Consider the following 26,339-nt stretch of genomic DNA (forward strand, 5'->3'; position numbering starts at 1 on the left):
GGGCTGCGCACATCGGTGCAGATTCCCCTTCCGCGACCCGCTAAACTGCGCGGGATAAACGCATGGCCGGGGAGCGTCGGCCATGCCGATCTGGCTCGACGGAGAGACGTGTGTTCAAGGATCTCGGCATCAAGGGGCGCGTACTGCTGCTCACCCTGCTCCCCACCAGCCTGCTGGCGATGGTGCTTGGCGGTTACTTCACCTGGGTCCAGCTGTCCGACATGCGCGCCCAGTTGATCGAGCGCGGGCAACTGATCGCCGAACAACTGGCGCCGCTGGCCGCCACCGCGCTGGCGCGAAAGGATACCGCCGTGCTCAACCGCATCGCCAACGAGGCGCTGGACCAACCGGACGTGCGCGCGGTGACCTTCCTCGACGCCCGCCAGGAACGCCTCGCCCATGCCGGGCCAAGCATGCTCACCGTCGCCCCGGCCGGCGACGCCAGCCATCTGAGCATGTCCACCGAACTGGACACCACGCACTTCCTGCTACCGGTTCTTGGCCGCCACCACAGCCTGTCCGGCGCCACCGAGCCTGACGACGAGCGCGTACTCGGCTGGGTCGAACTGGAACTGTCGCACCACGGGACCCTGCTGCGCGGATATCGCAGCCTGTTCACCAGCCTCTTGCTGATCGCCGCCGGCCTCGGCGTCACCGCCCTCCTCGCCCTGCGCATGAGCCGCGCGATCAACGCGCCGCTGGAACTGATCAGCCAGGGCGTCGCCCAGCTCAAGGAAGGCCGCATGGAAACCCGCCTGCCACCGATGGGCAGCAACGAGCTGGACGAACTGGCCTCCGGCATCAACCGCATGGCGGAAACGCTGCAGAGCGCCCAAGAAGAAATGCAGCACAACATCGACCAGGCCACCGAGGACGTACGCCAGAACCTGGAAACCATCGAGATCCAGAACATCGAGCTGGACCTGGCGCGCAAGGAGGCCCTGGAGGCGAGCAGGATCAAGTCCGAGTTCCTCGCCAACATGAGCCACGAGATCCGCACCCCGCTCAACGGCATCCTCGGTTTCACCAACCTGCTGCAGAAGAGCGAGCTCAGCCCGCGCCAGCAGGACTACCTCACGACCATCCAGAAATCGGCGGAAAGCCTGCTGGGGATCATCAACGAGATCCTCGACTTCTCGAAGATCGAGGCCGGCAAGCTGGTTCTGGAAAACCTCCCCTTCAATCTCCGCGACCTGATCCAGGACGCCCTGACCATGCTGGCTCCGGCCGCCCACGAGAAGCAACTGGAACTGGTCAGCCTGGTCTACCGAGATACCCCGATCCAATTGCAGGGCGACCCGCAGCGGCTGAAGCAGATCCTCACCAACCTGGTCGGCAACGCCATCAAGTTCACCCAGGGCGGCACCGTCGCCGTACGCGCCATGCTCGAGGACGAAAGCGACGACCGCGCGCAGCTGCGGATCAGCGTACAGGACACCGGTATCGGCCTCTCCGAGGAGGACCAGCAGGCCTTGTTCAAGGCCTTCAGCCAGGCCGACAACTCACTGTCGCGGCAAGCCGGTGGCACCGGCCTGGGCCTGGTGATCTCCAAGCGCCTGATCGAGCAGATGGGCGGCGAGATCGGCGTCGACAGTACGCCTGGGGAAGGCGCCGAATTCTGGATCAGCCTGAGTCTGCCGAAAAGTCGCGACGACAACGAGGAGCCAGGCGCCTCCTGGGCCGCGGGCCAGCGCGTGGCGCTGCTCGAACCGCAGGAGCTGACGCGCCGCTCGCTGCACCACCAGCTCACCGACTTCGGCCTGGAAGTGAGCGAATTCGCCGACCTCGACAGCCTCCAGGAAAGCCTGCGCAACCCGCCGCCCGGCCAGTTGCCGATCAGCCTGGCGGTGCTCGGCGTCTCGGCCGCGATCCATCCGCCGGAAGAGCTGAGCCAGTCGTTCTGGGAATTCGAACGGCTCGGCTGCAAGACCCTGGTGCTCTGCCCGACCACCGAGCAGGCGCAATACCACGCGACCCTGCCCGACGAACAGGTCGAGGCCAAGCCCGCCTGCACCCGCAAGCTGCAACGCAAGCTGCAGGAGTTGCTGCAGGTCCGCCCGACGCGCAGCGACAAGCCCCACGCCATGGTTTCCGGACGGCCGCCACGGCTGCTCTGCGTCGACGACAACCCGGCCAACCTGCTGCTGGTGCAGACCCTGCTCAGCGACCTCGGCGCCCAGGTCACTGCGGTGGACAGCGGCTACGCAGCCCTCGAGGTGGTGCAGCGCGAGCGCTTCGACCTGGTCTTCATGGACGTGCAGATGCCCGGCATGGACGGCCGCCAGGCCACCGAGGCGATCCGCCGCTGGGAGGCCGAGCGGGAAGTCAGTCCAGTGCCGGTGATCGCGCTCACCGCACATGCGCTTTCCAACGAGAAGCGCGCATTGCTGCAGGCCGGCATGGACGACTACCTGACCAAGCCGATCGACGAGCAGCAATTGGCCCAGGTAGTGCTGAAGTGGACCGGACTGAGCCTGGGCCAGTCGCTGGCCAGCATGAGCCGTGCGCCGCAGCTCGGTCAGTTGAGCGTGCTCGACCCCGAGGAAGGGCTGCGCCTGGCCGCCGGCAAGGCCGACCTCGCCGCCGACATGCTGGCGATGCTGCTGGCCTCGCTGGCGGCGGACCGCCAGGCAATTCGCCAGGCCCGCGACAACGACGACCGCAGCGCGTTGCTCGAGAGGGTCCACCGGCTGCACGGCGCCACCCGCTACTGCGGCGTGCCACAGCTGCGCGCGGCCTGCCAGACCAGCGAAACCCTGCTCAAGCAGAACGATCCGGCGGCGGCCGCGGCCCTGGACGAGCTGGACAAGGCCATCAAGGCCCTGGCCGAGACTGCCTCGGCCACCACCCACCTGTCTTCCACCAGCCTCGACTCCAGCGAACTCTGACCATGCGCATCCTGTTCTTCAGCAGCCAGGCCTACGACAGCGAGAGCTTCCAGGCCAGCAACCACCGGCACGGCTTCGAACTGCACTTCCAGCAGGCCCACCTGCAGGCGGACACGGCGGTCCTCGCCCAGGGCTTCGAAGTAGTCTGCGCCTTCGTCAACGACGACCTCTCGCGGCCGGTGCTGGAACGCCTGGCCGCTGGCGGCACGCGCCTGGTCGCCCTGCGCTCGGCCGGCTACAACCACGTCGACCTGGCCGCCGCCGAAGCGCTCGGCCTGCCGGTGGTGCACGTCCCGGCCTATTCGCCGCACGCTGTCGCCGAGCACGCGGTCGGCCTGATCCTGACGCTCAACCGGCGCCTGCACCGCGCCTACAACCGGACCCGCGAGGGCGATTTCTCGCTGCATGGGCTGACCGGCTTCGACCTCCACGGCAAACGCGTGGGAGTGATCGGCACCGGACAGATCGGCGAGACCTTCGCCCGCATCATGGCCGGCTTCGGCTGCGAGCTGCTGGCCTACGATCCCTATCCCAATCCGCGTATCCAAGCGCTCGGCGGGCGCTACCTGGCGCTCGACGCCCTGCTCGCCGAGTCCGACATCGTCAGCCTGCATTGCCCGCTGACCGCCGACACCCGCCACCTCATCGACGCGCAGCGCCTGGCGACGATGAAACCCGGCGCGATGCTGATCAATACCGGCCGTGGCGCCCTGGTGAACGCCGCGGCGCTGATCGAGGCGCTGAAGAGCGGACAACTGGGCTACCTCGGCCTGGATGTCTATGAAGAGGAAGCGGATATCTTCTTCGAGGATCGCTCCGACCAGCCCCTGCAGGATGACGTGCTGGCACGCCTGCTGAGCTTCCCCAACGTGGTGGTGACCGCCCACCAGGCCTTCCTTACCCGCGAGGCGCTGGCGGCGATCGCCGACACCACCCTGGACAACATCGCCGCCTGGCAGGACGGGACGCCGCGCAATCGGGTCCGGGCCTGATGGCGTGGTAGCATGCGCGGCTGATTGGAGGCTCCATGGCTGAACACGATTTCCGTTACACCCTGCTCAACCCGCAATACACCCTCAACGAATGCCGCGCGCTCTCCCCGGGGCGCTACCAGGTCACCGGCACCGGCGGCTCGATCAAGGCCGACGACGTGCTGCTGGTCAGCCTCAAGGGCAGCAAGACCCTGAGCATGCGCCTGACCGTGGAAAAGGTCCGCCACCTGATCAACCCACCCGGCCAGTGGCTGGCGGTCGCCCGCGGCCCAGCGTTCCGCGAACTGGCGATCCATACCTGGCAGGTCGACTGCGACCAGTGCCAGGCTCGTCTCGACTTCGAGTTCGCCGTGGACGCCAGTCTCGGTCGCAAGGCCCTGGCGCCGGCCGCCGAAGAGCGCATTCACGAACTGGGCTGGAGCAGCCGCGAAGGCAAGCACCTGTGCCCGAAATGCCAGTAGGGCGAACGCTCCGTCCGACCGACGGTCTGTGAACTATCGCCCGTACGAAATGCGCAAAGGAAACGCCATGAAACCCTCTATCGCCCTCTTCGCCTCCGCCGCCCTGGTCCTGGGCGGTTGCGCCAGCCAGGAGACCACCCTGGAAACCGAGCAGGCCTACCAGGTCGACTGGGTCGGCGCACAACCGACGATGGACTACAGCCACATCAGCCTGACCTTCGACGGCCAGGGCCGTGCCTTCGGCAACGGCGGCTGCAACCACTGGTTCGCCAGCTACACCCTGCAGGACGACCTCCTTCAGTTCGGCGCCATCGGCAGCACCCGCCGCCTGTGCGCCGCGGAGATCATGGAGCAGGAACGGCGCTTCCTGGCCCTGCTGCAGAGCGTCCAGCACTGGGACATTTCGCCGACCGACGAGCTGCGCCTGTGGCCGGCCGAAGGCAAGCCGCTGCGCCTGGTCCCCGAGCACGACTGAAGCCTGAAGCGGCGCTACCCGGCGCCGCCTGTTTACATTTTTTTGACATCCATTTCATTCCCGCTTGACCACCACGTCCCTAGGCTTCCGCATCCTCGCCCGGAGACGCTTGATGTTCGCCCCACCCAGCACCGAGACACTCAACCGCTTCTTTCTGTTGTCGTGGCTGGTGGTGCTCTGGCAGGTGCTGCGCCTGCAGGACGGGATCGTCTTCGACGACGCCTGGCTGCCGCTCTGGAGCGTCGCTGCCAGCCTGAGCTACGCCTTCCTTTATATAGTCCCGGTGTACCTCGCCTGCCGACTGCTCCTGCATTTCCATGATCGTCTTCCCGTGCGCCTCAGTCCGTGGCTGGCAGGCGTGCTGGCCATCGTCGGCAGCGCGGCGGTACAGATACTGCTCTACGCCGACCGCACCCTCTACGACCTGTATGGATTCCACCTCAACGGTTTCAGCATCGGCCTGCTGGTCTCGCCCGGCGGCCTCTCCAGCCTCGGCAGCGGCGACGGCACCCTGCTCAGCGCAAGCCTGGCGGCCCTGGCCCTGCTCTGTCTGCAGGTGCTGCTGTACAGCGCCTGCCAGGTCAGCCGCGAACGCCTTCCCGCGCTCCCTCGGCGCGCCTGGCGCTACCTGTTGGCGGCCTTCCTCTGCCTGGCCCTGGGCGAACGCCTGGCCTATGCGTTCAGCTCCCTGCGCGACTACCGGCCGATCCTGCTGGCCAGCGAACGCTATCCGCTGTACCTGCCATTGACCGTCCGCAGCCTGGCGCGGAGCCTGGGCATCCAGCCGACGCCCACCCAGCGCGAGCTGCTCCAGCAGCAGAGCGACCTGCACTATCCGCTCCGGCCGCTGGAGATCAGCGCCCCGGCGCACCCATTGAACATCGTCTGGATCGTCGCCGAGTCGCTCCGCGGGGACATGCTCGATCCGCGCTACATGCCCAGGCTGTGGGACTTCTCCAACCGGGCAATCCGCCTGGACAACCACTACAGCAGCGGCAACCTGACCCAGATGGGCGTCTTCGGCATGTTCTACGGGCTGCACGGCGGCTACTGGGACGCCGTGCTGAAGGCTGGCCAGCCGCCGGTGCTCATGGAGGTACTCAGGCAGCAGAACTACCAGTTCCGGATCAATGCCGCGCAACGTTTCAGCTATCCGCCCTTCGACCGCAGCGTGTTCGTCAACCTGCGCCCGCAGGACCTGCACGTGCTGGATAGCCCGGAGCCTGCCTGGCAGCGCGACGCCCGGAACACCGACGACCTGCTGCGCTTCGTCGATCGCCGACTACCCGACCGGCCGTTCTTCGCTTGCCTGTTCCTCGAGTCGAGCCACGCCAACTACAGCTTCCGCGACGAGACCGCGAAAATCCGCCCCTATCTGGTCAACTTCAACTACCTGACCACCGATTTCCAGGCGCAGATGCCGCTGATCAAGAACCGCTACCTGAATGCCGTGCGCGAAGTCGATACACAGATCGGCCGCCTGCTGCAGCACCTGGAAAACCAGCACCTGCTGGAAAACACCGTAGTAGTGGTGCTCGGCGACCATGGGGAAGAGTTCATGGAACGCTCGCGCTGGGGCCACAACACCGAGTTCAATCGCTACCAGACCGGCACCGTCGCCGTACTGAACATTCCCGGACAGGCGCCCCGTGCCGTCCGCGGCATCACCAGCCACATCGACCTGCCCGCAACGCTCCTGCCGCTGCTGGGCGTACGCAATCCGCCCCGCGACTACTCGCTGGGACAGGACCTGCTCGCAGCGGACTACCATCGCGACTATGCGGTGAGCGCCGATACCACGCGCATCGCCTACCTGGGCGAAGGCTTCAAGGTGAGCTTCCCACTGCGTGGCGCGGACCGTCACCACGGTCCGGTGAGCGATGGCGACGACCGCCCGCTCGACGTGGAACAACAGGAAGCCATACGCGGCCCGCTCCGTGCAGCACGCCTGGAACTGCTGCAGGATCTCGGCCGCTTCAGCGCCTTGCCGGTAAGGGAAGAGCCGTCGCCGCGGAGCCTCGCGACTTCGTTGACGCCATGAGGAGCATCAGAACAGCCTGAGTTGTTCGTGGGCGCCCTGCAGGTCGAGCAGGCGCACGCCAACGCCGATCAGGCGCACCGGACGATTGCCACGGGCAAAGGCCTGGCCGAGCAATTGCCGGTAGCTCTCCAGGTCGCGCCCGGCGCCGGACTGTTCCACCGTGGTCTGGGTGAAATCGTGAAACTTCAGTTTCACGAACGGCTTGTCCGGCCGATAACTGCCATCCAGGCGTTGCAGGCGTCCGTCCAGCTCCTCGAGCAGGGTCGGCAGTTCCTCCAGACAAGCCGCCAGGTCCGGCAGGTCGCGATCGAAGGTACATTCGACGCTCACCGACTGGCGCCGGCTGTCGACTTCCACCGGTCGCTCGTCGATACCATGGGCCAGTCCCCACAGGCGTTCGCCGAAGCTGCCGAACTCGCGCACCAGGCTCAGCTTGCTGCCCTGGCGCAGGTCGGCGCAGGTGCGGATGCCCATCCGCGCCAGGCGCTCCGCCGTGACCTTGCCGACGCCATGCAACTTGGCCACCGGCAACTCGGCGACGAACCCGTCGACCTGCTCCGGGGTAATCACGAACAGCCCGTCCGGCTTGCGCCAGTCGCTGGCGATCTTGGCCAGGAACTTGTTCGGCGCGACGCCCGCCGAAACGGTGATGTGCAGTTCCTCGGCCACCCGGCGGCGGATGTCCTGGGCGATCCGCGTGGCGCTACCGGCGAAATGCGGCGAAGCGCTGACGTCCAGGTAGGCCTCGTCCAGCGAAAGCGGCTCGATCAGATCGGTATAGTCGCGGAAGATCGCATGGATCTGCTTCGACACCGCCCGGTAGACATCGAAACGCGGGCGCACCACCAGCAGATCGGGACACAGCTTGAGCGCCGTGCGCATGGCCATCGCCGAGCGCACGCCATAGGCCCGCGCCTCGTAGCTGCAAGTGGCGACCACTCCGCGCTTGTCCGGCGAACCGCCAACCGCCAGCGCCTTGCCGCGCAGGCTGGGGTTATCGCGCATCTCGAGGGCGGCGTAGAAACAGTCGCAGTCTATATGGATGATTTTCCGCACCGGAATCTCGCTACAAGCCCCGCCGGGCCTGCCCCGGAGCGCCGAATTCTAGCATTGGGCAAGCGCTAAGCATTTGAAGAAAAAACACTTTTTTCGAAAAATCGATTGACAGCCCGACGAGAGTCCGTAGAATGCGCCCACACAGACGCGGGATGGAGCAGTCTGGTAGCTCGTCGGGCTCATAACCCGAAGGTCGTTGGTTCAAATCCAGCTCCCGCAACCACATTCGAAAAGCCCCGGCACTAACGATAGCGCCGGGGCTTTTTGCATTCCGACACTCGTGCTCCACTGCATCGCCTCGCCCTCCGTTCGCTCGCATCATCGCACATTTAACTGTATATTCGTACAGCTAGCTCAGCCTTCGATGAATGCTCGGTAACGGATACGGAAAGGACAGATAGATGCTGAACGTCGAACAATTGAAGCGCAGCGTGAACCGGATGGGACTCGACGACATCCGCCAGGCAGTGGACGAATTGCAGATGGACGGCCTGGTCACCGACGGCAAGACGCCGTTCACCCGCGTGCACTTCAACACCTGCTTCGCCGAGATCGAGGCGCTGTTCCAGCGCGCCGGCTTCCACCGGCCGCTCGATGTGGTCGGCTACCAGGGCGAGATCTATGCGTTGTACGACCCCTCTCGCTGGGAGGCCGTGGAAGTGCTGCGCTGGTTGAAGGAATACCGCGAGGAATCGCGTCACCTGACTCCGGCGTGAGCGCAACGCCTGCGTCAGCGCAACTCGTGTGCCAGGCGCGCGCAGGCCATCCCCACGACCAGCATCACCAGCGGACCGAAGGCCCGCATGGAGATCCGCGCCAGGCTCCAGGACTCTTTCGCAGCGAACAGGCTTGCCGGATTCACCGAATAGACCAGCAGGGAACCGCAGAACAGCCCCAGGCCCAGTTGGCCCAGGCGGCGCAACCAACCGTCGTGGCGGAGCAACACCACCAGCAGGACGCCGTACAACAGGCAATCGACCCGCGCCACCGAGTCCTTGACCTGCAACGACTGTTCCCAATCCCCCAGCCACCATCCAGCGGCCACGCCCAGCACGACTCCGGCGCCGACATGAATGCCCGCCTGGATCATCGTCACCCTTCCCCCCTCGGAAATGGTCGGACAGTGCAAGCCGCCACTATGCCCACGGCAAGCTGAACCATCGCTGAACGAACACCAGCAAATGGCCTTCGGCCACTTCGCCGACGCAACTCCTGAAAAACCCGGCGGTCTTCTCCCTGTGACAGGACGCCGCCCCGCACAGAAAAAATCTGCTGCGACCACTTGGGAACTCGCCCGAGAGGCCATACTCTGTCGCGCAAATTCCCATGAGGTGGCTGATGCGCACCGACGCTCCCGTTCCAGAACATCCCGCTCCACCCAGCTCTCCCGCGTCCCCACAACGCATCCGGCTGATCGATCGGATTACCGCCTACCGCCAGCCCATCGGCCTGGTCTTCACTTTGCTGCTGTTCGGCCTGGCGCTGGTGGCCTGCTACCACCTGCTACGGGAGATCGATCCCGGCGCCCTCCACGATGCCATCGCCGACGTGCCCAGGCCGGCGCTGCTCGGCGCCCTGGGCGCGACCGCCCTCGGCTTCGTCATCCTGCTCGGCTACGAGTGGTCGGCCAGCCGCTTCGCTGGCGTCACGCTGCCCATGCGCAGCCTGGCCACCGGTGGCTTCAGCGCCTTCGCCATCGGCAATGCGGTAGGTCTGTCGCTGCTTTCCGGCGGCTCCGTACGCTACCGACTGTATTCCCGGCATGGCATCGGCGCTGCCGAAATTGCCCGGATGACGCTATTTGCCAGCCTTTCCCTGGGCTGCGCACTGCCGGTGCTGGCGGCACTCGCCGCACTCTGCGACCTCGACGATGCGGCATCGGCGCTGCACCTGCCCCACGCCCTGGTCGCCGTCATCGCGATCGCCGTCCTGTTGCTGGCTGTCGGCCTGGTGGCGTTCCTGGCCCGGCACCGTCTGCCGGGAGAACGGCCGTCCCCCGACAGCCTGCTGGTCCGCCTCGGCCGCCGCAGCCTGCGCCTGCCAGGCCTGCGCCTATCGCTGCTGCAACTGCTGATCACCGCCCTCGACGTCGCCGCCGCCGCTACCGTCCTTTATCTGTTGCTGCCGGAAACCCCACCCTTCGCGGCGTTCCTGCTGGTCTACCTGCTCGCCCTGGCCGCCGGCGTACTCAGCCACGTACCGGGCGGAGTCGGGGTGTTCGAGGCGGTGCTGCTGGCCGCGTTCGCCGGCCAACTGGGCGCCGCGCCGCTGGCCGCGGCCCTGCTCTTGTACCGCTTGATCTACGTGGTGCTGCCGCTGCTGCTGGCCTGCCTTTTGTTGCTGTTCCTCGAAGCGCGCCGGTTGTGGGTGACGCGCCAGGCGATCCGCGTCGCCTCGGGTTTCGCCGCACCGATCCTGGCGATCCTGGTCTTCCTCTCCGGTGTCGTGCTGCTGTTTTCCGGCGCCACGCCGGCGATCGACACCCGCCTGGAGCACCTCGGCTTCCTCATTCCACATCGCCTGATCGATGCCTCGCACCTGGTCGCCAGCCTGATCGGCGTGCTCTGCCTGCTGCTCGCGCAGGGTTTGCGCCGACGGCTGTCGGCCGCCTGGGCCCTGACCCTGGTGCTGTTGCTGGTGGGCGCCCTGCTTTCGCTGCTGAAAGGCTTCGACTGGGAAGAAGCCAGCCTGCTGAGCCTGACCGCCGCGCTGCTCGCCATGTTCCGCCGCTCCTTCTACCGTCCCAGCCGGCTGATGGAAGTACCCTTCTCGCCGCTTTACGTAGGTGCCAGCATCTGCGTGGTCGGCGCCTCGGTCTGGCTGCTGCTGTTCGCCAACCAGGACGTGCATTACAGCAACCAGCTCTGGTGGCAGTTCGCCCTGGACGCCGACGCCCCGCGCGCCCTGCGCGCCGCCCTCGGCAGTTGCCTGCTGCTCCTGGCCCTGGCCCTTGGCTGGCTGCTGCGCGCGGCACCGCCGGCGATCCGCGAGCCGGACGCGGAAGAGCTGCAGCGCGCGGCGCGGATCATCCGCCACTCGGACCAGCCGGATGGCGGCCTGGCCCTGACCGGCGACAAGGCCCTGCTCTTCCATGAGGGCGACGACGCTTTCCTCATGTACGCCCGCCGCGGTCGCAGCATGATCGCCCTGTACGACCCGATCGGCCCAGCCATGCAGCGCGCCGAACTGATCTGGCAGTTCCGCGACCTCTGCGACCTGCACCATGCCCGCCCGGTGTTCTACCAGGTGCGTGCCGAGAACCTGCCGTTCTACATGGACATCGGCCTGACCGCCCTCAAGCTCGGCGAAGAAGCGCGAGTCGACCTGCTGCGCTTCGACCTGGAGAACAAGGGCAAGGAAATGAAAGACCTGCGCTACACCTGGAACCGCGGCCAGCGCGACGGGCTGGCCCTGGAGTTCCATGAACCGGGCCAGGCTCCGCTGGACGAGCTGAAGGCGATATCGGACGCCTGGCTGGGCGGCAAGCAGGTGCGCGAGAAAGGCTTCTCCCTGGGCCGCTTCACCCCGGCGTACCTGAACTTCTTCCGCATCGCCATCGTCCGCCACCAGGGCAAGCCGGTGGCCTTCGCCAACCTGCTGGAAACCGACAGCCGCGAACTGGCGAGCCTCGACCTGATGCGCGTGCACCCGGAGGCGCCGAAGCTGACCATGGAGTTCCTCATGCTCGGCCTCATCCTCCACTACAAGGCCCAGGGCCACGCGCGCTTCAGCCTCGGCATGGTGCCGCTGGCCGGGCTCCAGCCAAGGCGCGGCGCGCCGTTGACCCAGCGCCTGGGCGCACTGGTCTTCCGGCGGGGCGAACAGTTCTACAATTTCCAGGGGCTGCGACGCTTCAAGGACAAGTTCCAGCCCGACTGGGAACCCCGCTACCTGGCCGTGCCAGCCGGGCTCGACCCGCTGGTGGCCCTGGCCGATACCGCCGCGCTGATCGCCGGCGGCCTGACTGGATTGGTGAAACGCTGATATGTCTGTCGTGAAACGTCACTGGCGCCGTTTTCTGGTCGCCGCCCTGGTGCTGATCGTCGGTGCCGCCCTGCTGCTCTGGAGCCGACCGGCGGCCCAGGCGAAACTGGAAGCCCTGGCCCTCGACGACGGCGGCCACGCCACCCTTGCCGAACCCGGCGAGAAGCCGCGCTCGCGGGTGGTGGTGATCGCCGCCCCCGAACAGCAACTGAACGACGCCCAGATGCTGAACCTGGCTCACGACAGCGCCGCCCGGGTGATCCAGTACTTCCCCCCGGAAAACGGCGATTGCAGGGCGCAGCAGTCCCGGCTCGAAGCGGTCATTGCCCGCCTCGGCGGCAAGCCGAACCTGGTCGCCGGCATCGGCCCGGGCTCGACCACCGCCTGGCGCTGGCTCGCCAGCCAGGACGACGACAAGGCCAAGGCGCTCTCGGTCGGCTTCGACATTGCCCTGGCCGAGCGCGACTGCGACGCCCCGCTGCCGCACCAGGCAGCGCACGGCCAGTGGCTGCTGGCCTGGAACGACAACCCGGACGACGACACCGCGGTCTTCGTCCGCAAGCAGTCGAGCGCGGAAACCAGCATCAGCGACTACGACACCCCGCTGTCCGACGTGCTCGCCCATCAGTTGCGCCTGCAACTGCAAGGCAACGCCGAGGCCCTGCCGGTACTCGAGGTCCCCGCGGCGCAACCCTCGGACATCGTCACCCTGTTCTATTCCGGCGACGGCGGCTGGCGCGACCTGGACAAGGACTCTGCCGAGCATATGGCGAGCATGGGCTACCCGGTGGTCGGCATCGACACCCTGCGCTACTACTGGCAACACAAGAGCCCGGAACAGAGCGCCGCCGACCTCTCCAAGCTGATGCAACACTACCGCGAGAAGTGGGGCGCGAAACGTTTCGTCCTGGCCGGCTACTCGTTCGGCGCCGACATCCTGCCGGCGATCTACAACCGCCTGCCCGGAAAGGACCAGCAGCAAGTGAAAGCCATGCTCCTGCTGGCGCTGGCGCGGACCGGCAGCTTCGAGATCGAAGTGGAAGGCTGGCTGGGCAAGGCCGGCGAGGAAGCCGCCACCGGCCCGGAAATGGCCAGGTTGCCGGCGGCCAAGGTGTTCTGCATCTATGGCGCCGAAGAAAAGGACGAAAGCGGCTGTACCCAACCCCAGGCCGTCGGCGAGAAGCTCGAACTGCCGGGCGGCCACCACTTCGACGAGGACTACCTGTCCCTGGCGAAGAAGATGCTCCAGGCCATCCGCGACCGCGAGAACGCTCCCGACGCCTGACCGCGATCAGGCTCCCTGCTCCTTCCTTCTTGTCCCCGGCCGGCGCCAGCTAGACTGAGCCTGCCGGGGGCATTCCGGCTGGCTTCGGCGAAGCCGCCGAGAATACCGGCCGACCCGCCGCAGAGCGGGCTCCCGAGAGCCGAAGAGAAGGAACCGTGATGAGCTGGAAAAACACCGAGTCCCGTTATGGGAGCCTGACCATTGCCCTGCACTGGCTGACCCTGCTGCTGATCGCCGGGGTCTACGCCTGTATCGAACTGAAGGGCAATTTCCCCAAGGGCAGCGAAACCCGCGAACTGCTCAAGCAATGGCACTTCATGCTTGGCCTGAGCGTTTTCCTGCTGGTCTGGTTGCGCCTGCTGGTGCGCCTGGCCAGCCCTACCCCGCGCATAGAGCCCGCCATCCCCGCCTGGCAGGCGACGCTGGCCAGGCTGATGCACTACGCCCTCTACCTGATGATGATCGGCCTGCCCTTCGCCGGCTGGCTGATCCTCAGCGCCGCCGGCAAGCCGATACCGTTCTTCGGCCTGGAGCTACCGCCGCTGGTAGACAAGAACCCCGACCTCGCCGGGCAAATCAAGGAATGGCACGAAACCATCGGCAACGCCGGTTATTTCCTGATCGGCTTGCACGCCGCCGCGGCACTCTTCCATCACTTCGTCAGCCACGACAACACCCTGGTACGGATGCTGCCGCAACGGCGCTGAGAAACGCGCCCAATCGGGCGCGCTTTGTTGCAGCGGAACGGATCAGATCTCGACCTGGGTTCCCAGCTCGATCACCCGGTTGAGCGGCAGGTTGAAATAGCGCAGGTTGCCGTTGGCGTTCTTCAGCAGGAAGGCGAACAGCCCCTCGCGCCAGCGCGCCATGCCGATGCGCTTGGATGGAATCACCGTCTCCCGGCTGAGGAAGTAGGTGGTGCGCATCGGGCTGAAGTCCAGTTCGTTGAGATGGCACAGGCGCAAGGCCGCCGGGATGTCCGGCTCTTCCATGAAGCCGAAGTGCAGGATCACCCGGAAGAACCCGTCGCCATAGGCCTCGACCTCGAAACGGCGATCCGGCGGAACCCGTGGGCTGTCTTCGTTGACCACGGTGAGCAGCACCACCTGCTCGTGCAGCACCTGGTTGTGCAACAGGTTGTGCAGCAGCGCGTGAGGCACCGCGTCGGTACGCGCGGTCAGGAACACCGCGGTCCCCTGGACCCGGTGCGGCGGCTGCACGCGCATGCTGGAAATGAACACCGAGAGCGGCAGCGAGCCCTCGTCGAGGCGCTCCACCAGCAGTTGGCGGCCACGCTTCCAGGTGGACATCAGGATGAAGATGACGATACCCGCGATGACCGGGAAGGCGCCGCCCTGGATCACCTTGGGCAGGTTGGCGGCGAAGAACAGGCTGTCCACCGCGAGCATCACGCAGAAGAACGGGACGCCCAGCCACAGCGGCCATTTCCACAGGCGCCAGATCACCACGCCCATCAGCAGGGTGGTGATCAGCATGGTTCCGGTCACCGCCACGCCGTAGGCCGCCGCCAGCGACGCCGAGGACTCGAAGCCGAGCACCAGCAGGACCACGCCGACCATCAGCGCCCAATTCACCCCGCCGATGTAGATCTGCCCCTGCTCGTGGCTGGAAGTGTGCTGGATGGTCATCCGCGGCACGTAGCCGAGCTGGATCGCCTGGCGGGTCAGGGAGAAGGCGCCGGAGATCACCGCCTGGGAGGCGATCACCGTGGCCAGGGTAGACAGCGCCACCATCGGCAGCAGCGCCCAGCCCGGCGCCAGCAGGTAGAAGGGGTTGCGCGCCGCCTCGGCGTTGGAAAGGATGGTCGCGCCCTGGCCGAAGTAGTTCAGCACCAGCGCCGGCAGCACCAGCAGGAACCAGGCACGGGCGATCGGCTTGCGACCGAAGTGGCCCATGTCGGCGTACAGCGCCTCGGCGCCGGTCAGCGCCAGTACGGTGGCGCCGAGGATGGCGACACCGATGCCGGGATGCGAACCGAAGAAACGCACGGCCCATACAGGGTTCATCGCCTGCAGCACTTCCGGCTGCTGGATCACCCCGTAGACACCCAGCGCCGCCAGGGCGCCGAACCAGAGCACCATGACCGGGCCGAACAGGATACCGATCCGCGCGGTGCCGTGCTTCTGGATCAGGAACAGGCCGATCAGCACGATAAGCGCCAGCGGTACCGTCCAGTGCTCCAGGCCGTCGAAGGCAATCTCCAGCCCTTCTACCGCCGACAGTACCGAGATCGCGGGGGTGATCATGCTGTCGCCGTAGAACAGCGCCGCGCCGATCAGGCCGGCAACCACCACGAAGGTCTGCAGCCTGCCGAACGGCGCCGCCGCCCGGCGCGCCAGGGCCGACAGCGCCATCACCCCGCCCTCGCCCTGGTTGTCGGCACGCAGGACGAAGATCACGTACTTGATGGAAACGACCCAGACCAGCGACCAGAAGATCAGCGACAGCACGCCAAGGACGCCATCGTGGTTGGCCTGCACCCCGTAGCCGCCGATGAAAACCTCTTTCAGGGTATACAAGGGACTGGTGCCGATATCCCCATAGCAGACTCCAACCGCCCCGACCATCAGGCCGATGGCAGAGCTGGAATGCCCCTCCGACGTCTCCTCGGCACGCGTCGCTGCATCACTCATGAAACGCTTTCCCCCGGAAAAATTCGGCAAATGCTGCGCCCATGCCGTCCGCGATGCAAGCGCCGAGGCCCCGGACTGCTATGACTATAGAAGGCCGGGGAGCCGATTGCCGAGCGCCCGCGGAGAGTTTTTCCAGAGCCGGAAAAGAGCTGCACGGGAGACTGGAAAAGCCGCGGCGCTGCCGCTAGAATTGCGCACTTTTTGATCAGAGGCGCCAGCAAGCGCGCCCGCCTACCGAGGTTAGCCATGTCCACCCCCACTCCCAAAGTCGGCTTCGTCAGTCTTGGATGCCCCAAGGCGCTGGTCGACTCCGAGCGCATCCTCACCCAGCTGCGCATGGAAGGCTATGAGGTCGTCCCGACCTACGAAGACGCCGACGTCGTGGTGGTCAACACCTGCGGTTTCATCGACAGCGCCAAGGCCGAGTCCCTGGAAGTGATCGGCGAAGCCATCGCCGAGAACGGCAAGGTCATCGTCACCGGCTGCATGGGCGTGGAAGAGGACGCGATCCGCGACGTGCATCCCAGCGTGCTGGCGGTCACCGGCCCGCAACAGTACGAGCAGGTGGTTACCGCGGTGCACGAAGTGGTACCGCCGAAGACCGAACACAACCCGCTGGTCGACCTGGTCCCGCCGCAAGGCGTCAAGCTGACCCCGCGCCACTACGCCTACCTGAAGATTTCCGAAGGCTGCAACCACAGTTGCAGCTTCTGCATCATCCCGTCCATGCGCGGCAAGCTGGTCAGCCGGCCGGTTGGCGACGTGCTGAGCGAGGCCGAGCGCCTGGTCAAGGCCGGGGTCAAGGAACTCCTGGTGATTTCCCAGGACACCAGCGCCTACGGCGTGGACCTGAAGTACAAGACCGACTTCTGGAACGGCCAGCCGGTCAAGACCCGCATGAAGGAACTCTGCGAGGCGCTGAGCAGCATGGGCGTATGGGTTCGCCTGCACTACGTCTACCCGTACCCCAACGTCGACGACGTGATCCCGCTGATGGCCGCCGGCAAGCTCCTGCCGTACCTCGACATCCCCTTCCAGCACGCCAGCCCGAAGGTGCTCAAGGCCATGAAGCGCCCGGCCTTTGAGGACAAGACCCTGGCCCGGATCAAGCAGTGGCGCGAGATCTGCCCGGAACTGACCATCCGCTCGACCTTCATCGTCGGCTTCCCGGGCGAAACCGAAGAAGACTTCCAGTACCTGCTCGACTGGCTGACAGAAGCCCAGCTCGACCGCGTCGGCTGCTTCCAGTACTCCCCCGTCGAAGGCGCTCCGGCCAACGAGCTGGGCCTGGAGCCGGTGCCGGACGAGGTCAAGCAGGACCGCTGGGAACGCTTCATGGCCCACCAGCAGGCGATCTCCGCCGCTCGCCTGCAGCTCAAGGTCGGCAAGGAAATCGAAGTGCTGATCGACGAAGTCGACGAACAGGGCGCGGTCGGCCGCTCCTGGGCCGACGCTCCGGAAATCGACGGCAACGTGTTCGTCGACAGCGACGAGCTGAAGCCGGGCGACAAGGTCCGCGTGCGCATCACCGATGCCGACGAGTACGACCTCTGGGCCGAGCTGGTCTGAGCCCTCCCTGAAGAGCCCCGCCCCGCGGGGCTTTTTCATCGCCAACCGTTCCGGAGAGCACGATGCTCAACAACGACGTACTACGCAGCCTGCGCTACCTGCTGGATCTTCCCGATGCACATCTGGCCGAACTGGCCGCCCCGTTCGGCGAGCAAGTCGAAGCGGACCTGCTCGAGGCTTACCTGAAGAAGGAAGACGAAGACGGCTTCCAGGCCTGCCCCGACCGCTACCTGGCGCGCTGCCTGGACGGACTGATCATCCAGCGCCGCGGACGCGACGAGTCGCGTCCGCTACCGCCGCTGGAGCTGCCGTTGAGCAACAACATGATCCTGAAGAAGCTGCGGGTCGCCTTCGAACTCAAGGAGGAAGACCTCCATGCCATCCTCGCCAGCGTCGACTTCCCGGTCTCCAAACCCGAGCTGAGCGCCCTGTTTCGCAAGCCCGGTCACAGCAACTACCGGACCTGCGGCGACCAGTTGCTGCGCAACTTCCTCAAGGGCCTGACCCTGCGCGTCCGTGGCTGAACGCGCGGAGCCGCTGCTGGCGGTTCTGCTCCAGGCGCCGCCCTGCGTCGACCCCTGGTTCCTGGAGTGCCGCCAGGATCGCGCCGGCCTCACCATCCTCGTCCGCGACCTCGCCAACCAGCGCACCTGGCGCGTCGAGTTCGTCGAAGTCGAAGGCCTGCGCCAGCTCGACGCTGCCGACCTGCTGGAATTCTGGCCAGCCTGTGCGGCGTCCGAGGGTTGGCTGTACCGGGTCGAGCAAGGCGGCTGGCTGGACCAGGAATGCCGTCGCGAGGGCTTCGTCGCCCGCGAGACCAAGGCCGTCGACGAGTATTTCGTCAATGGCGGCGATCGCTGCCTGAGCGTGCTGTCCTGGTCGCCACCGAAGGTTTCCCCGCTGATCTGACCGCCATGAAAAAAGCCGCCCTTGGGCGGCTTCTTGCATGGCGCTTCGGCTACATCAGGAAGATCGTCGCCAGGCCGAGGAAGATGAAGAAACCGCCGCTGTCGGTCATCGCAGTGATCATCACGCTGGAGCCCATCGCCGGATCGCGTCCGAAACGATGCAGGGTCATCGGGATCAGCACTCCCATCATCGCCGCCAGCAGCAGGTTCAGGGTCATCGCGGCGGTCATCACCACGCCCAGTTCCCAGTTGCCGTAAAGATAGAAGGCCACCACGCCGATCACTCCGCCCCAGGCCAGGCCGTTGACCAGCGCGACGCCAAGCTCCTTGCGCAGCAGGCGGTTGCGACTGTTGCTGGTCGGCTGTACCTGGTCGAGCGCGATGGCGCGGACGATCATGGTGATGGTCTGGTTGCCGGAATTGCCACCGATGCCGGCAACGATCGGCATCAGCGCGGCCAGCGCCACCAGTTTCTCGATGGAGCCTTCGAACAGGCCGATCACCCGCGAGGCGACGAAGGCGGTGATCAGGTTGGTGGCCAGCCAGGCCCAGCGGTTACGCACCGACTTCCAGACCGAGGCGAAGATGTCTTCTTCTTCACGCAGACCGGCCATGTTGAGGACTTCGCTTTCGCTCTCCTCACGGATCAGGTCGACCATCTCGTCGATGGTCAGACGACCGATCAGCTTGCCGCCCTTGTCCACCACCGGCGCGGAAATCAGGTCGTAACGCTCGAATGCCTGGGCGGCGTCGTAGCCGTCCTCGTCCGGGTGGAAGGTCACCGGGTCGGTGGCCATGACTTCCAGCACTTGCTTGTCCGGATCGTTGACCAGCAGGCGCTTGATCGGCAGCACGCCCTTGAGCACGCCGTCGTAGTCGACCACGAACAGTTTGTCGGTATGCCCGGGCAGTTCCTTCAGGCGGCGCAGGTAGCGCAGCACCACTTCCAGGCTGACGTCCTCGCGGATGGTGACCATCTCGAAGTCCATCAGCGCGCCGACCTGGTCCTCCTCGTAGGACAGCGCCGAACGCACTCGCTCGCGCTGCTGCGCGTCGAGGCTTTCCATCAGTTCATGGACCACGTCGCGCGGCAGTTCCGGCGCCAGGTCGGCGAGTTCGTCGGCGTCCAGGTCCTTGGTCGCGGCGATGATCTCGTGGTCGTCCATGTCCGCGATCAGGGTTTCCCGGACCGCGTCGGAGACTTCGAGGAGGATGTCGCCGTCGTCCTCGGACTTGACCAGCTGCCAGACCGTAAGGCGGTCGTCCAGCGGCAGCGATTCGAGGATGTGGGCGATGTCGGCGGGGTGCAGTTCCTCCAGCTTGCGCTGGAGTTCTACGAGATTCTGCCGGTGGACGAGGTTTTCCACCCGGTCATGGTGCTGGCCTTCCTGACGATGGGTCAGGTCCTCCACCACCTTGTGGCGATGCAGCAGCTCGACCACCTGCGCTAGGCGGTCCTGCAGGCTTTCCTGCGGCTTCTTGGCTTCTACTTCGGTCATAGCGCGCTCCACCCCCAGTAGCGGAGCACGCCAAAGGGGTCAATCAGAAACGTGATTGGTCAAACGGGAAACTGTTCGAGTTTCTACTGGGTAAGTCCATGGGGGTGTTCCAAGGGCCCTCTCGGGGCAGATACGGATAATGATAACACTCCGCTTGCGTTTTGCGCGTTACAAAATGGCGGCAAGAACAAGCGCTTGCGGCACAAAGTTCATCGTCACTCGACGCCTGACTGCGACGCCGGAAATTTCACTCAGGACACTCGGCCCCGCGGAAAAAGGCAACGCGTTAGCCTGCACTCACCCTTATCCGACCCGGAGTGCCGGCCATGCGTTCCCTGTCCCTCGTTCTCCTCCTCTCGCTGGCGTCCACCTGCGAGGCCGCTGCGGTATTCCGCTGCGAAGACGCCAGCGGCCATGTCAGCTTCACCCAACTCGGTTGCCCCGCCGGGCAGGCCGGCGAGACCGTCGTGGCGGACAACCCGCCGCCGGGAGGCAGGAGCGTCACGCCGATGGCCGAGACGAAGACGAAAAAGGCGTCCATCGGCCGGAAAAACGTGCCGCTCGCGGTGATCGGAGAAAGAGAAGATCGCTGCGGAAGACGCCTGGACGAGAAGGAACGCCGCAAGGCGATCGTGGAGCAGCGAATAATGACGGGAATGACCCGCTCCGATGTGGAGCGGGCGCTGGGCAAGCCGGACCGGGTCAGCGGGAACAATGCGGAGGTGCGTTATCAGTACAAGGCCGACAAGCGACGGGGAGCGAGAAGCGTGAGCTTCGATCAGGAGGGATGCGTGAAGGGAAAGGGAAGGTACCGGGTGGAGCGAGTCGATCCCGGGAGCTAAGGCCGGGCCGACCTCATACCGATGAAAGCAGGACCGGCATCGCCTTTAGCGTGCCGGGCAGGGTGTCGCCCTGCCCGCATGGAAAAGACGGACGACAGTCTTCAGCAGCCTACCGCCTACCCGCCGCGCACGCCTCTGGCTGGCGGTTATGGTCAGGCTCAATCCTCTTTCTGCGGTTTGCCGGGCAACAACGCGCGTGATGAACAGACCGCGATACAGGTGGAATCCCGTTTGCACGTCCACCGTTTCGGAAGCGCCTTGCAGTGAAGTCAAGGCAGCGATGCCCTTGCGCACACGGTACTCGTTCAACGCGCGGCTGCCTCCCTCCATCGGCAGCAAGGAGGGCAACGGCTCGTCAGCGGGCGCATGGTCGACAATGCTGCCGACGATGGTGATGAGCTTGTCGCCGCGCGCGCTGACGGCAGCCTCTTGCCCCGTCTCGACGACACTCCCGGCAGCCTGCGCGAGGTTTTCGGAAATCACCGCATCCAGGCGAACGATGCCGACGCGACGACTGATCAACATGACCATGGATCTCTCCTCTATGTATGGATGGCATCGCTACGATGCATCGCAACGACCTCTAGGAAGCCGTTCCACCTGCCCCCCCGGAGGCCTGCCCGGGAGCGGTGCGCTCGAGGTCGACGAGCAGCACGTGTTCGTGAGCGAGAACAAGGTCGAAACGAGCCTGCCCCACCAGCGCCTGGCCATCCTGCACGACGGACAGGTTTTCGATGGGCGTCAGGCGCAGCAGGCTGGCCTTCAGCACGCGCAGGCGCTCGCCGGCATTGCCTGACTGCAGCAGGCAGCGGGCATCCTGCAGGTACTGGTGCGCCTCGGGACCATGCCAGGTCAGGCGAAAGATGCTCTCGCAACTGGCCAGCAGGGACTCCTGCTCGCCACTGGCGGAAAACTCCCGCCGCACCTTGCCAAGCAGGCTCGAGGACTCCAGGCGCAAGGTCATGAAGGGGATGGCCGGCGGGGCCAGCAGTTGATCGGCATCGACGACGCTGCCGGCGGGCAGGCCGAACAACTGCCGCAACGTTTCGCGCAGGGCGGCGTGATCCAGGCGCACGGTTGCACTGGACATGGCGAACTCCTTTTTCAGAATGGATGGATGACGGACAGGCACCGACGCGGCGGATACAACCGCCGGCCAGGCCGGAGCGAAGTGCGTTCGTTCAATGCAGGCGCAGGACCCGCGCCAGGTTGCCGCGCGCCTGCAACAGCAGGACCAGCAGCACCAGCAGTACCCCGAGCATCCACGGCGAGAGGTGCTCGGCGCGATACAGCCCGGCCACTATTCCCAGCGCCTGGCAGCCGGTGCACAACGCCAGCAGGTAGGCGCACAGGGAAACGCCGGGGCGGAAACGCGCGCCGGCGCGGCGATAGGTGATCAGGCGCATGCAGATCGCCGAGCAGACCAGCACGGTCAGGGTGGACAGCGGATCAACCATCGGACTTGCCTCCCCGGCGGCGCAACAGCCCGCGCATCCAGTTGGGCAGTTCACCGCCACGCATCCACTCGAGCATGCCGATGCCGCCGGTCACGCACAGGGTCGCGGCGACGAAGGCGGCCATGCCGCTGGTCTGGGTCAACCCGCGGCCGAGCGCCTCGATTCCGGCGTAATAGCCGCCGACCCAGGACACCAGCAGATAGCCGAGGCGGGTCAGGGCGTTGTAGTCACGGGCGAACACGACAAAGAAGATGGCGCCGCCGAAGCCTCCCAGCAAAGCGTTGCCATCGATACCCGGCAGGTACATGGCCAGGCCGACGCCAGCCATTGCGCTGGCGGCGGAGGCCGCAGAGCTTGGCTCGGACATGGATGACTCCCGGAAATGCAAAGGCCCGCCGAAAAGGCGGGCCCGGAACGGCCGAAGCCCGCATCGGCGGGCTTCGGCCAGAGGAATTTCAATCGTGGAGAATTTATACCTTTATCGTCCCATAGCGTCAATATGGGAAAACCCGTTTTCATATAGAAATTTTTTTAGCGCTCGCACACGATCCCCACCTCCGCCATCGGCTCCTCCAGCCGCTGCAAGGCCTGGCGCAGCAAAGCGACGACCCGCTCGCGCCATTCCTTGTCCCAGCGATGCAGGGTGCTCTTCGACAGGCCGCTGAGTCGCTCGATCTCGCGGATGCTCGACGGCGGACGACGGAACATGCGCATCAGCAAGGCCAGGGTCGCCCGCTGCTCGATCGGGTCGGCCCCGGGCTTCAGCCAGTCGCGCAAAGCCGCCAGGCCAAGGACGAAATCCCGCCCGCGGGCGAACTCGGCCCGCACCACCGCCAGCTCCAGTGGGTGCGCAGCCAGCTGGCGCTGGGCGAAACGCACGGTCATCACCGCCTGGGCCTGCCATTCGTGCGGACTCAAACCGCTGGGCAGGTGTTCGATGAAGCTGCGATCGAAGCGCTCGCGCAGGCCATCGATCACCATCGCCGTCGACGACTTCGGTCCCGGCTGGTGCTCGAACATCCAGTAGGCCACGGCCAGCGCCTGCTCGGTACTTTGAAACATGGTATTCCCTCCTTGGCCGGCCCACCTGGCTGGCCGCTCGCATTAGCCACCCGCAGTGGCTGTGTTGGGCCGCCGTCCTACCCGAGGCGAGTAGGAAAGCGCTGAAATTATGGTAATACCCATATACGGACGCTTGCAATGCCACAGGCACACCCTTAGTCTTGCCCCCTATGGAACTCAAAGATCGCATCAAGGCGGCGCGCAAGCACGCCCATCTCAGCCAGGTCCAGCTTGCCCAGGCGGTAGGCATGACCCAGACCTCCATTTCCGATCTGGAGCGCGGCAAGTCCCGCGCCACCAGCTTCGTCGCGCAGATCGCCGGCGCCTGCGGCGTCAACCCCCTGTGGCTGGCGGAAGGTCGCGGCGAGATGCTCGCCGAGCGCGGCCAGGCGAACGCAGGACCCAATGCCAGTTGGCTTGGCGCAGTAGAGTCATGGGACGACGAAACGCCCCTGGATGCCGACGAGATCGAACTGCCCTTCTACAAGGAGATCGAGCTGTCCGGCGGCAAGGGCAGCACGGTGATCCTGCAGACCGGCGGGCGCAAGCTGCGCTTCGGCAAGTACACCCTGCGCAAGAAGAACATCGATCCGGCCAGTGCCGCCTGCGTCACGGTCAGCGGCAACAGCATGGAGCCGGTGCTGCCGGACGGCAGCACGGTAGGCGTGGACACTAGCGCGCGGACGATCAAGGACGGCGACATGTACGCCTTCGACCACGACGGCCAACTGCGCGTGAAACTGCTCTACCGCCTTCCGGGCGGCGGCCTGCGCATTCGCAGCTTCAACAGCGACGAGCACCCGGACGAGCGCTACGAGCCCCAGGAAGCCGCCGAGCACATCAACGTGATCGGCCGGGTGTTCTGGTACTCGGTGCTGGTCTGACCCCTTCCCGCCCCGCCTGACGACGGGGCCGCGTTCCGGCGGAAGAAAAATCCCGGGCAAAGAAAAAGGGCCTGCATTGCTGCAGGCCCTTTCGGTATGGCGCACTCAGGAGGATTCGAACCTCCGACCGCTCGGTTCGTAGCCGAGTACTCTATCCAGCTGAGCTATGAGTGCGTGTCGGTGCTTTTTCCGGCCACCTGCCGGTAACGCTTGTTTTACCGTGAAAGACCGCAACTGTCGATCCTTCGTCCGTCGAGCCCCTGACGAGAGGAACCCTTCGAAATATGGCGCACTCAGGAGGATTCGAACCTCCGACCGCTCGGTTCGTAGCCGAGTACTCTATCCAGCTGAGCTATGAGTGCGTCGTGGGGGCGCATTATAGATTGTGGATTTTATCCGTCAAGCGATTTTTTCAATCAAATCAGTAACTTAGTTACCAAGATGGCTTTCGCCGCCTGAATCAACCTCTAACACTTGAATGGCGGAGAGGGGGGGATTCGAACCCCCGACACCCTTTTGAGGTGTACTCCCTTAGCAGGGGAGCGCCTTCGGCCACTCGGCCACCTCTCCGCAACACGGGGCGCATGATACCCATCTTTACCCCGTTTGCAAAGGGAAAATTAGATAAAAATTAATGGTTTGGCTCTTGATCTTTCTCTTTCTGGATGCGCTGGTAAATTTCCTCCCGGTGCACGGCGACTTCCTTCGGCGCGTTGACGCCGATGCGCACCTGGTTCCCTTTGACACCCAGTACCGTCACGGTGACGTCGTCACCTACCATCAGGGTCTCTCCGACCCGACGAGTCAGAATCAGCATTCCTTTCTCCTCACGCGAATATTTCAGGACAACAGTCTGCAAAAAAGAAATGGCGGCGGATCCGCAGAAATCAAGAGCGCGATCCTTCACCCAGTATTGACCAGTCCCGCCGGAATGAAAGTTCCTGCCGAACGGTCAAAAACGACAAAAGGCGCGGGGTTGCCGCGCCTTTCGCCTGCCAGCGTCACTCACCCTGTCGCGCCGGCGCGTCGAGCTCGAACGCCGTGTGCAGGGCACGTACCGCCAGTTCCAGGTACTTCTCTTCGATCACCACGGAAACCTTGATTTCCGAGGTGGAGATCATCTGGATGTTGATGCTTTCCTTGGCCAGCGCCTCGAACATGCGGCTGGCCACGCCGGCGTGCGAACGCATGCCGACGCCGACGATGGAAACCTTGGCGATGTTGGTGTCGCCGATGGCTTCGCGCGCGCCGATGTTGGCGGCGGTCTGCTTGAGAATTTCCAGGGCGTTCAGGTAATCGTTGCGATGCACCGTGAAGGTGAAGTCGGTGGTGTTATCGTGCGCCACGTTCTGCACGATCATGTCGACTTCCACATTGGCGGCACTGATCGGCCCGAGGATCTTGAAGGCCACGCCGGGGGTATCGGGTACGCCACGGATGGTCAGCTTGGCTTCGTCGCGGTTGAAGGCGATGCCGGAGATGATCGGCTGTTCCATGGATTCCTCTTCATCATCGATAGTAATGAGGGTGCCCGGACCCTCCTGGAAGCTGTGCAGCACGCGCAGCGGAACGTTGTACTTGCCGGCGAACTCGACCGCCCGGATCTGCAGCACCTTGGAACCGAGGCTGGCCATTTCCAGCATTTCCTCGAAGGTGATCTTGTCCAGCCGGCGGGCCTGCGGCACTACGCGCGGATCGGTGGTGTAGACGCCGTCGACGTCGGTGTAGATCTGACATTCGTCGGCCTTCAACGCCGCCGCCAGGGCCACCCCGGTGGTATCGGAACCGCCGCGGCCCAGCGTGGTGATGTTGCCGTTGCCGTCGACGCCCTGGAAACCGGCGACCACCACTACCCTGCCGGCCTTGAGGTCGGCGCGGATATGGGTGTCGTCGATGTGCAGGATGCGCGCCTTGGTGTGCGCGCTGTCGGTGAGGATACGCACCTGGTTGCCGGTATAGGAGACCGCCGGCACGCCGCGCTTGATCAGGGCCATGCTGAGCAGGGCGATGGTCACCTGCTCTCCGGTCGAGACCATGACGTCCAGTTCGCGCGGAACCGGCTGCTCCATGATCTGGTTGGCCAGGCCGATCAGACGGTTGGTCTCGCCGCTCATGGCGGATACCACCACGACGACGTCATCGCCCGCTTCGCGGAATTTCTTCACCTTCTCGGCCACCTGCTCGATACGCTCGACGGTGCCGACGGAGGTCCCTCCAAACTTCTGTACGATCAAAGCCATTTCAAACCGCCTGATTCCGTGAAGGGCGCCCTTTTGAACCTG

The 26,339-nt window shown here is 65.3% G+C and carries 25 protein-coding genes and 4 tRNA genes; 15 read left to right on the plus strand and 14 right to left on the minus strand.

Annotated elements, in window-relative coordinates:
* The first annotated feature begins 110 nt into the window (after positions 1–110).
* The 5 genes from gacS to AC4OR5_RS22210 all read left to right on the plus strand — a co-directional run bounded on the left by gacS (position 111) and on the right by AC4OR5_RS22210 (position 6,857).
* Positions 111–2,888, plus strand: coding sequence for a two-component system sensor histidine kinase GacS (gacS, locus tag AC4OR5_RS22190; RefSeq protein ID WP_058160033.1), 2,778 nt, complete (start codon positions 111–113; stop codon positions 2,886–2,888).
* Positions 2,889–2,890: 2 nt separating this feature from the next.
* Positions 2,891–3,880 carry a 2-hydroxyacid dehydrogenase gene (locus tag AC4OR5_RS22195; RefSeq protein ID WP_003112591.1) on the plus strand — a complete coding sequence of 330 codons (990 nt, stop codon included), beginning with the start codon at positions 2,891–2,893 and terminating at the stop codon, positions 3,878–3,880.
* 35 nt (positions 3,881–3,915) lie between these two features.
* The gene (locus AC4OR5_RS22200; RefSeq protein WP_003086023.1) at positions 3,916–4,341 is read left to right on the plus strand and encodes a hypothetical protein; all 426 of its coding nucleotides are present in this window, start codon (positions 3,916–3,918) and stop codon (positions 4,339–4,341) included.
* A gap of 67 nt (positions 4,342–4,408) precedes the next feature.
* The gene (locus AC4OR5_RS22205; RefSeq protein WP_003117111.1) at positions 4,409–4,816 is read left to right on the plus strand and encodes an META domain-containing protein; all 408 of its coding nucleotides are present in this window, start codon (positions 4,409–4,411) and stop codon (positions 4,814–4,816) included.
* Between the two features lie 112 nt (positions 4,817–4,928).
* Entirely contained in the window at positions 4,929–6,857 is a 1,929-nt protein-coding gene (locus AC4OR5_RS22210) for a sulfatase-like hydrolase/transferase (RefSeq protein WP_024947563.1), read from the plus strand.
* Positions 6,858–6,863: 6 nt separating this feature from the next.
* Here AC4OR5_RS22210 and dinB read toward each other — a convergent pair whose 3' ends face one another.
* Entirely contained in the window at positions 6,864–7,913 is a 1,050-nt protein-coding gene (gene dinB, locus AC4OR5_RS22215) for a DNA polymerase IV (protein ID WP_058160032.1), read from the minus strand.
* A 146-nt stretch (positions 7,914–8,059) separates the two neighbouring features.
* On the opposite strand from dinB, the gene AC4OR5_RS22220 reads away from it, so the two are divergent.
* Together AC4OR5_RS22220 and AC4OR5_RS22225 are read left to right on the plus strand one after the other, a co-directional pair.
* Positions 8,060–8,136 (plus strand) — tRNA-Met (locus AC4OR5_RS22220).
* A gap of 178 nt (positions 8,137–8,314) precedes the next feature.
* Positions 8,315–8,629, plus strand: a complete 315-nt coding sequence (locus AC4OR5_RS22225) for a transcriptional regulator (RefSeq protein WP_003109929.1) — start codon at positions 8,315–8,317, stop codon at positions 8,627–8,629.
* A gap of 14 nt (positions 8,630–8,643) precedes the next feature.
* Here the strand turns inward: AC4OR5_RS22225 and AC4OR5_RS22230 are convergent, their stop codons facing one another.
* A complete protein-coding gene (locus AC4OR5_RS22230) occupies positions 8,644–9,003 on the minus strand; it encodes a PA0921 family PhoP regulated protein (RefSeq protein WP_003086013.1) in 360 nt (119 codons plus the stop codon).
* A 248-nt stretch (positions 9,004–9,251) separates the two neighbouring features.
* Between AC4OR5_RS22230 and mprF the strand changes: the two genes are divergently transcribed.
* The 3 genes from mprF to AC4OR5_RS22245 all read left to right on the plus strand — a co-directional run bounded on the left by mprF (position 9,252) and on the right by AC4OR5_RS22245 (position 13,889).
* Positions 9,252–11,897, plus strand: a complete 2,646-nt coding sequence (gene mprF / locus AC4OR5_RS22235) for a bifunctional lysylphosphatidylglycerol flippase/synthetase MprF (protein ID WP_003140801.1) — start codon at positions 9,252–9,254, stop codon at positions 11,895–11,897.
* Between the two features lies 1 nt (position 11,898).
* On the plus strand, positions 11,899–13,182 hold the full coding sequence (locus tag AC4OR5_RS22240; RefSeq protein ID WP_023126471.1) for a virulence factor family protein: 1,284 nt from the start codon (positions 11,899–11,901) through the stop codon (positions 13,180–13,182).
* A gap of 158 nt (positions 13,183–13,340) precedes the next feature.
* Positions 13,341–13,889: a cytochrome b gene (locus AC4OR5_RS22245; RefSeq protein ID WP_003140803.1), complete on the plus strand. Its 549-nt coding sequence runs from the start codon at positions 13,341–13,343 to the stop codon at positions 13,887–13,889.
* A gap of 42 nt (positions 13,890–13,931) precedes the next feature.
* On the opposite strand, the gene AC4OR5_RS22250 is transcribed toward AC4OR5_RS22245, so the two are convergent.
* Positions 13,932–15,836, minus strand: coding sequence for a potassium transporter Kup (locus AC4OR5_RS22250; protein ID WP_003140804.1), 1,905 nt, complete (start codon positions 15,834–15,836; stop codon positions 13,932–13,934).
* Between the two features lie 246 nt (positions 15,837–16,082).
* On the opposite strand from AC4OR5_RS22250, the gene rimO reads away from it, so the two are divergent.
* The 3 genes from rimO (at position 16,083) to AC4OR5_RS22265 (ending at position 18,314) form a co-directional block, all read left to right on the plus strand.
* On the plus strand, positions 16,083–17,405 hold the full coding sequence (gene rimO / locus AC4OR5_RS22255; RefSeq protein ID WP_058160031.1) for a 30S ribosomal protein S12 methylthiotransferase RimO: 1,323 nt from the start codon (positions 16,083–16,085) through the stop codon (positions 17,403–17,405).
* A gap of 62 nt (positions 17,406–17,467) precedes the next feature.
* The gene (locus AC4OR5_RS22260; RefSeq protein WP_003085999.1) at positions 17,468–17,929 is read left to right on the plus strand and encodes a YehS family protein; all 462 of its coding nucleotides are present in this window, start codon (positions 17,468–17,470) and stop codon (positions 17,927–17,929) included.
* Positions 17,922–18,314, plus strand: a complete 393-nt coding sequence (locus AC4OR5_RS22265) for a hypothetical protein (protein WP_003085997.1) — start codon at positions 17,922–17,924, stop codon at positions 18,312–18,314. The genes AC4OR5_RS22260 and AC4OR5_RS22265 overlap by 8 nt, the downstream gene beginning before the upstream one ends.
* Before the next feature lie 49 nt (positions 18,315–18,363).
* On the opposite strand, the gene mgtE is transcribed toward AC4OR5_RS22265, so the two are convergent.
* Positions 18,364–19,812, minus strand: a complete 1,449-nt coding sequence (gene mgtE, locus AC4OR5_RS22270; RefSeq protein ID WP_003085996.1) for a magnesium transporter — start codon at positions 19,810–19,812, stop codon at positions 18,364–18,366.
* A 326-nt stretch (positions 19,813–20,138) separates the two neighbouring features.
* On the opposite strand from mgtE, the gene AC4OR5_RS22275 reads away from it, so the two are divergent.
* Entirely contained in the window at positions 20,139–20,654 is a 516-nt protein-coding gene (locus tag AC4OR5_RS22275) for a DUF4124 domain-containing protein (RefSeq protein ID WP_058160030.1), read from the plus strand.
* A 45-nt stretch (positions 20,655–20,699) separates the two neighbouring features.
* On the opposite strand, the gene AC4OR5_RS22280 is transcribed toward AC4OR5_RS22275, so the two are convergent.
* The 5 genes from AC4OR5_RS22280 to AC4OR5_RS22300 form a co-directional block, all read right to left on the minus strand.
* The gene (locus tag AC4OR5_RS22280; RefSeq protein WP_021264332.1) at positions 20,700–21,185 is read right to left on the minus strand and encodes a hypothetical protein; all 486 of its coding nucleotides are present in this window, start codon (positions 21,183–21,185) and stop codon (positions 20,700–20,702) included.
* A 52-nt stretch (positions 21,186–21,237) separates the two neighbouring features.
* Entirely contained in the window at positions 21,238–21,744 is a 507-nt protein-coding gene (locus tag AC4OR5_RS22285; protein ID WP_058160029.1) for a phage neck terminator protein, read from the minus strand.
* A 91-nt stretch (positions 21,745–21,835) separates the two neighbouring features.
* Positions 21,836–22,111: a phage holin family protein gene (locus AC4OR5_RS22290; RefSeq protein WP_003085989.1), complete on the minus strand. Its 276-nt coding sequence runs from the start codon at positions 22,109–22,111 to the stop codon at positions 21,836–21,838.
* Positions 22,104–22,478 carry a phage holin family protein gene (locus tag AC4OR5_RS22295; protein ID WP_003085986.1) on the minus strand — a complete coding sequence of 125 codons (375 nt, stop codon included), beginning with the start codon at positions 22,476–22,478 and terminating at the stop codon, positions 22,104–22,106. The genes AC4OR5_RS22290 and AC4OR5_RS22295 overlap by 8 nt, the downstream gene beginning before the upstream one ends.
* Positions 22,479–22,642: 164 nt before the next feature.
* Positions 22,643–23,173, minus strand: a complete 531-nt coding sequence (locus tag AC4OR5_RS22300) for a hypothetical protein (protein WP_009315311.1) — start codon at positions 23,171–23,173, stop codon at positions 22,643–22,645.
* 170 nt (positions 23,174–23,343) lie between these two features.
* On the opposite strand from AC4OR5_RS22300, the gene alpR reads away from it, so the two are divergent.
* Positions 23,344–24,057 (plus strand): transcriptional regulator AlpR, encoded by a 714-nt coding sequence (gene alpR, locus AC4OR5_RS22305; RefSeq protein ID WP_003085982.1) that lies wholly within the window; start codon positions 23,344–23,346, stop codon positions 24,055–24,057.
* Positions 24,058–24,154: 97 nt separating this feature from the next.
* Here the strand turns inward: alpR and AC4OR5_RS22310 are convergent.
* The 5 genes from AC4OR5_RS22310 to AC4OR5_RS22330 all read right to left on the minus strand — a co-directional run bounded on the left by AC4OR5_RS22310 (position 24,155) and on the right by AC4OR5_RS22330 (position 26,297).
* Positions 24,155–24,231, minus strand: a tRNA-Arg gene (locus AC4OR5_RS22310).
* Between the two features lie 111 nt (positions 24,232–24,342).
* Positions 24,343–24,419: transfer RNA gene (locus tag AC4OR5_RS22315), tRNA-Arg, on the minus strand.
* Positions 24,420–24,536: 117 nt separating this feature from the next.
* Positions 24,537–24,627 (minus strand) — tRNA-Ser (locus tag AC4OR5_RS22320).
* A 61-nt stretch (positions 24,628–24,688) separates the two neighbouring features.
* A complete protein-coding gene (gene csrA, locus AC4OR5_RS22325; RefSeq protein WP_003085981.1) occupies positions 24,689–24,874 on the minus strand; it encodes a carbon storage regulator CsrA in 186 nt (61 codons plus the stop codon).
* A 184-nt stretch (positions 24,875–25,058) separates the two neighbouring features.
* Positions 25,059–26,297, minus strand: coding sequence for an aspartate kinase (locus AC4OR5_RS22330; protein WP_003085971.1), 1,239 nt, complete (start codon positions 26,295–26,297; stop codon positions 25,059–25,061).
* Positions 26,298–26,339 lie beyond the last annotated feature (42 nt).

Source organism: Pseudomonas sp. YA1 (assembly GCF_058680555.1).

Excerpts from the sequence above, each read along its gene's own strand:
- AC4OR5_RS22290 (WP_003085989.1), bottom strand. The coding sequence starts at position 22,111 with ATGGTTGATCCGCTGTCCACCCTGACCGTGCTGGTCTGCTCGGCGATC.
- AC4OR5_RS22200 (WP_003086023.1), top strand. The coding sequence starts at position 3,916 with ATGGCTGAACACGATTTCCGTTACACCCTGCTCAACCCGCAATACACC.
- csrA (WP_003085981.1), bottom strand. The coding sequence starts at position 24,874 with ATGCTGATTCTGACTCGTCGGGTCGGAGAGACCCTGATGGTAGGTGAC.
- AC4OR5_RS22285 (WP_058160029.1), bottom strand. The coding sequence starts at position 21,744 with ATGTCCAGTGCAACCGTGCGCCTGGATCACGCCGCCCTGCGCGAAACG.
- AC4OR5_RS22275 (WP_058160030.1), top strand. The coding sequence starts at position 20,139 with ATGCGTTCCCTGTCCCTCGTTCTCCTCCTCTCGCTGGCGTCCACCTGC.
- AC4OR5_RS22205 (WP_003117111.1), top strand. The coding sequence starts at position 4,409 with ATGAAACCCTCTATCGCCCTCTTCGCCTCCGCCGCCCTGGTCCTGGGC.
- AC4OR5_RS22295 (WP_003085986.1), bottom strand. The coding sequence starts at position 22,478 with ATGTCCGAGCCAAGCTCTGCGGCCTCCGCCGCCAGCGCAATGGCTGGC.
- AC4OR5_RS22245 (WP_003140803.1), top strand. The coding sequence starts at position 13,341 with ATGAGCTGGAAAAACACCGAGTCCCGTTATGGGAGCCTGACCATTGCC.
- alpR (WP_003085982.1), top strand. The coding sequence starts at position 23,344 with ATGGAACTCAAAGATCGCATCAAGGCGGCGCGCAAGCACGCCCATCTC.
- AC4OR5_RS22330 (WP_003085971.1), bottom strand. The coding sequence starts at position 26,297 with ATGGCTTTGATCGTACAGAAGTTTGGAGGGACCTCCGTCGGCACCGTC.
- AC4OR5_RS22300 (WP_009315311.1), bottom strand. The coding sequence starts at position 23,173 with ATGTTTCAAAGTACCGAGCAGGCGCTGGCCGTGGCCTACTGGATGTTC.
- AC4OR5_RS22250 (WP_003140804.1), bottom strand. The coding sequence starts at position 15,836 with ATGAGTGATGCAGCGACGCGTGCCGAGGAGACGTCGGAGGGGCATTCC.
- AC4OR5_RS22260 (WP_003085999.1), top strand. The coding sequence starts at position 17,468 with ATGCTCAACAACGACGTACTACGCAGCCTGCGCTACCTGCTGGATCTT.
- AC4OR5_RS22225 (WP_003109929.1), top strand. The coding sequence starts at position 8,315 with ATGCTGAACGTCGAACAATTGAAGCGCAGCGTGAACCGGATGGGACTC.
- mprF (WP_003140801.1), top strand. The coding sequence starts at position 9,252 with ATGCGCACCGACGCTCCCGTTCCAGAACATCCCGCTCCACCCAGCTCT.
- AC4OR5_RS22280 (WP_021264332.1), bottom strand. The coding sequence starts at position 21,185 with ATGGTCATGTTGATCAGTCGTCGCGTCGGCATCGTTCGCCTGGATGCG.
- AC4OR5_RS22195 (WP_003112591.1), top strand. The coding sequence starts at position 2,891 with ATGCGCATCCTGTTCTTCAGCAGCCAGGCCTACGACAGCGAGAGCTTC.
- AC4OR5_RS22210 (WP_024947563.1), top strand. The coding sequence starts at position 4,929 with ATGTTCGCCCCACCCAGCACCGAGACACTCAACCGCTTCTTTCTGTTG.
- AC4OR5_RS22240 (WP_023126471.1), top strand. The coding sequence starts at position 11,899 with ATGTCTGTCGTGAAACGTCACTGGCGCCGTTTTCTGGTCGCCGCCCTG.
- AC4OR5_RS22230 (WP_003086013.1), bottom strand. The coding sequence starts at position 9,003 with ATGATCCAGGCGGGCATTCATGTCGGCGCCGGAGTCGTGCTGGGCGTG.
- rimO (WP_058160031.1), top strand. The coding sequence starts at position 16,083 with ATGTCCACCCCCACTCCCAAAGTCGGCTTCGTCAGTCTTGGATGCCCC.
- mgtE (WP_003085996.1), bottom strand. The coding sequence starts at position 19,812 with ATGACCGAAGTAGAAGCCAAGAAGCCGCAGGAAAGCCTGCAGGACCGC.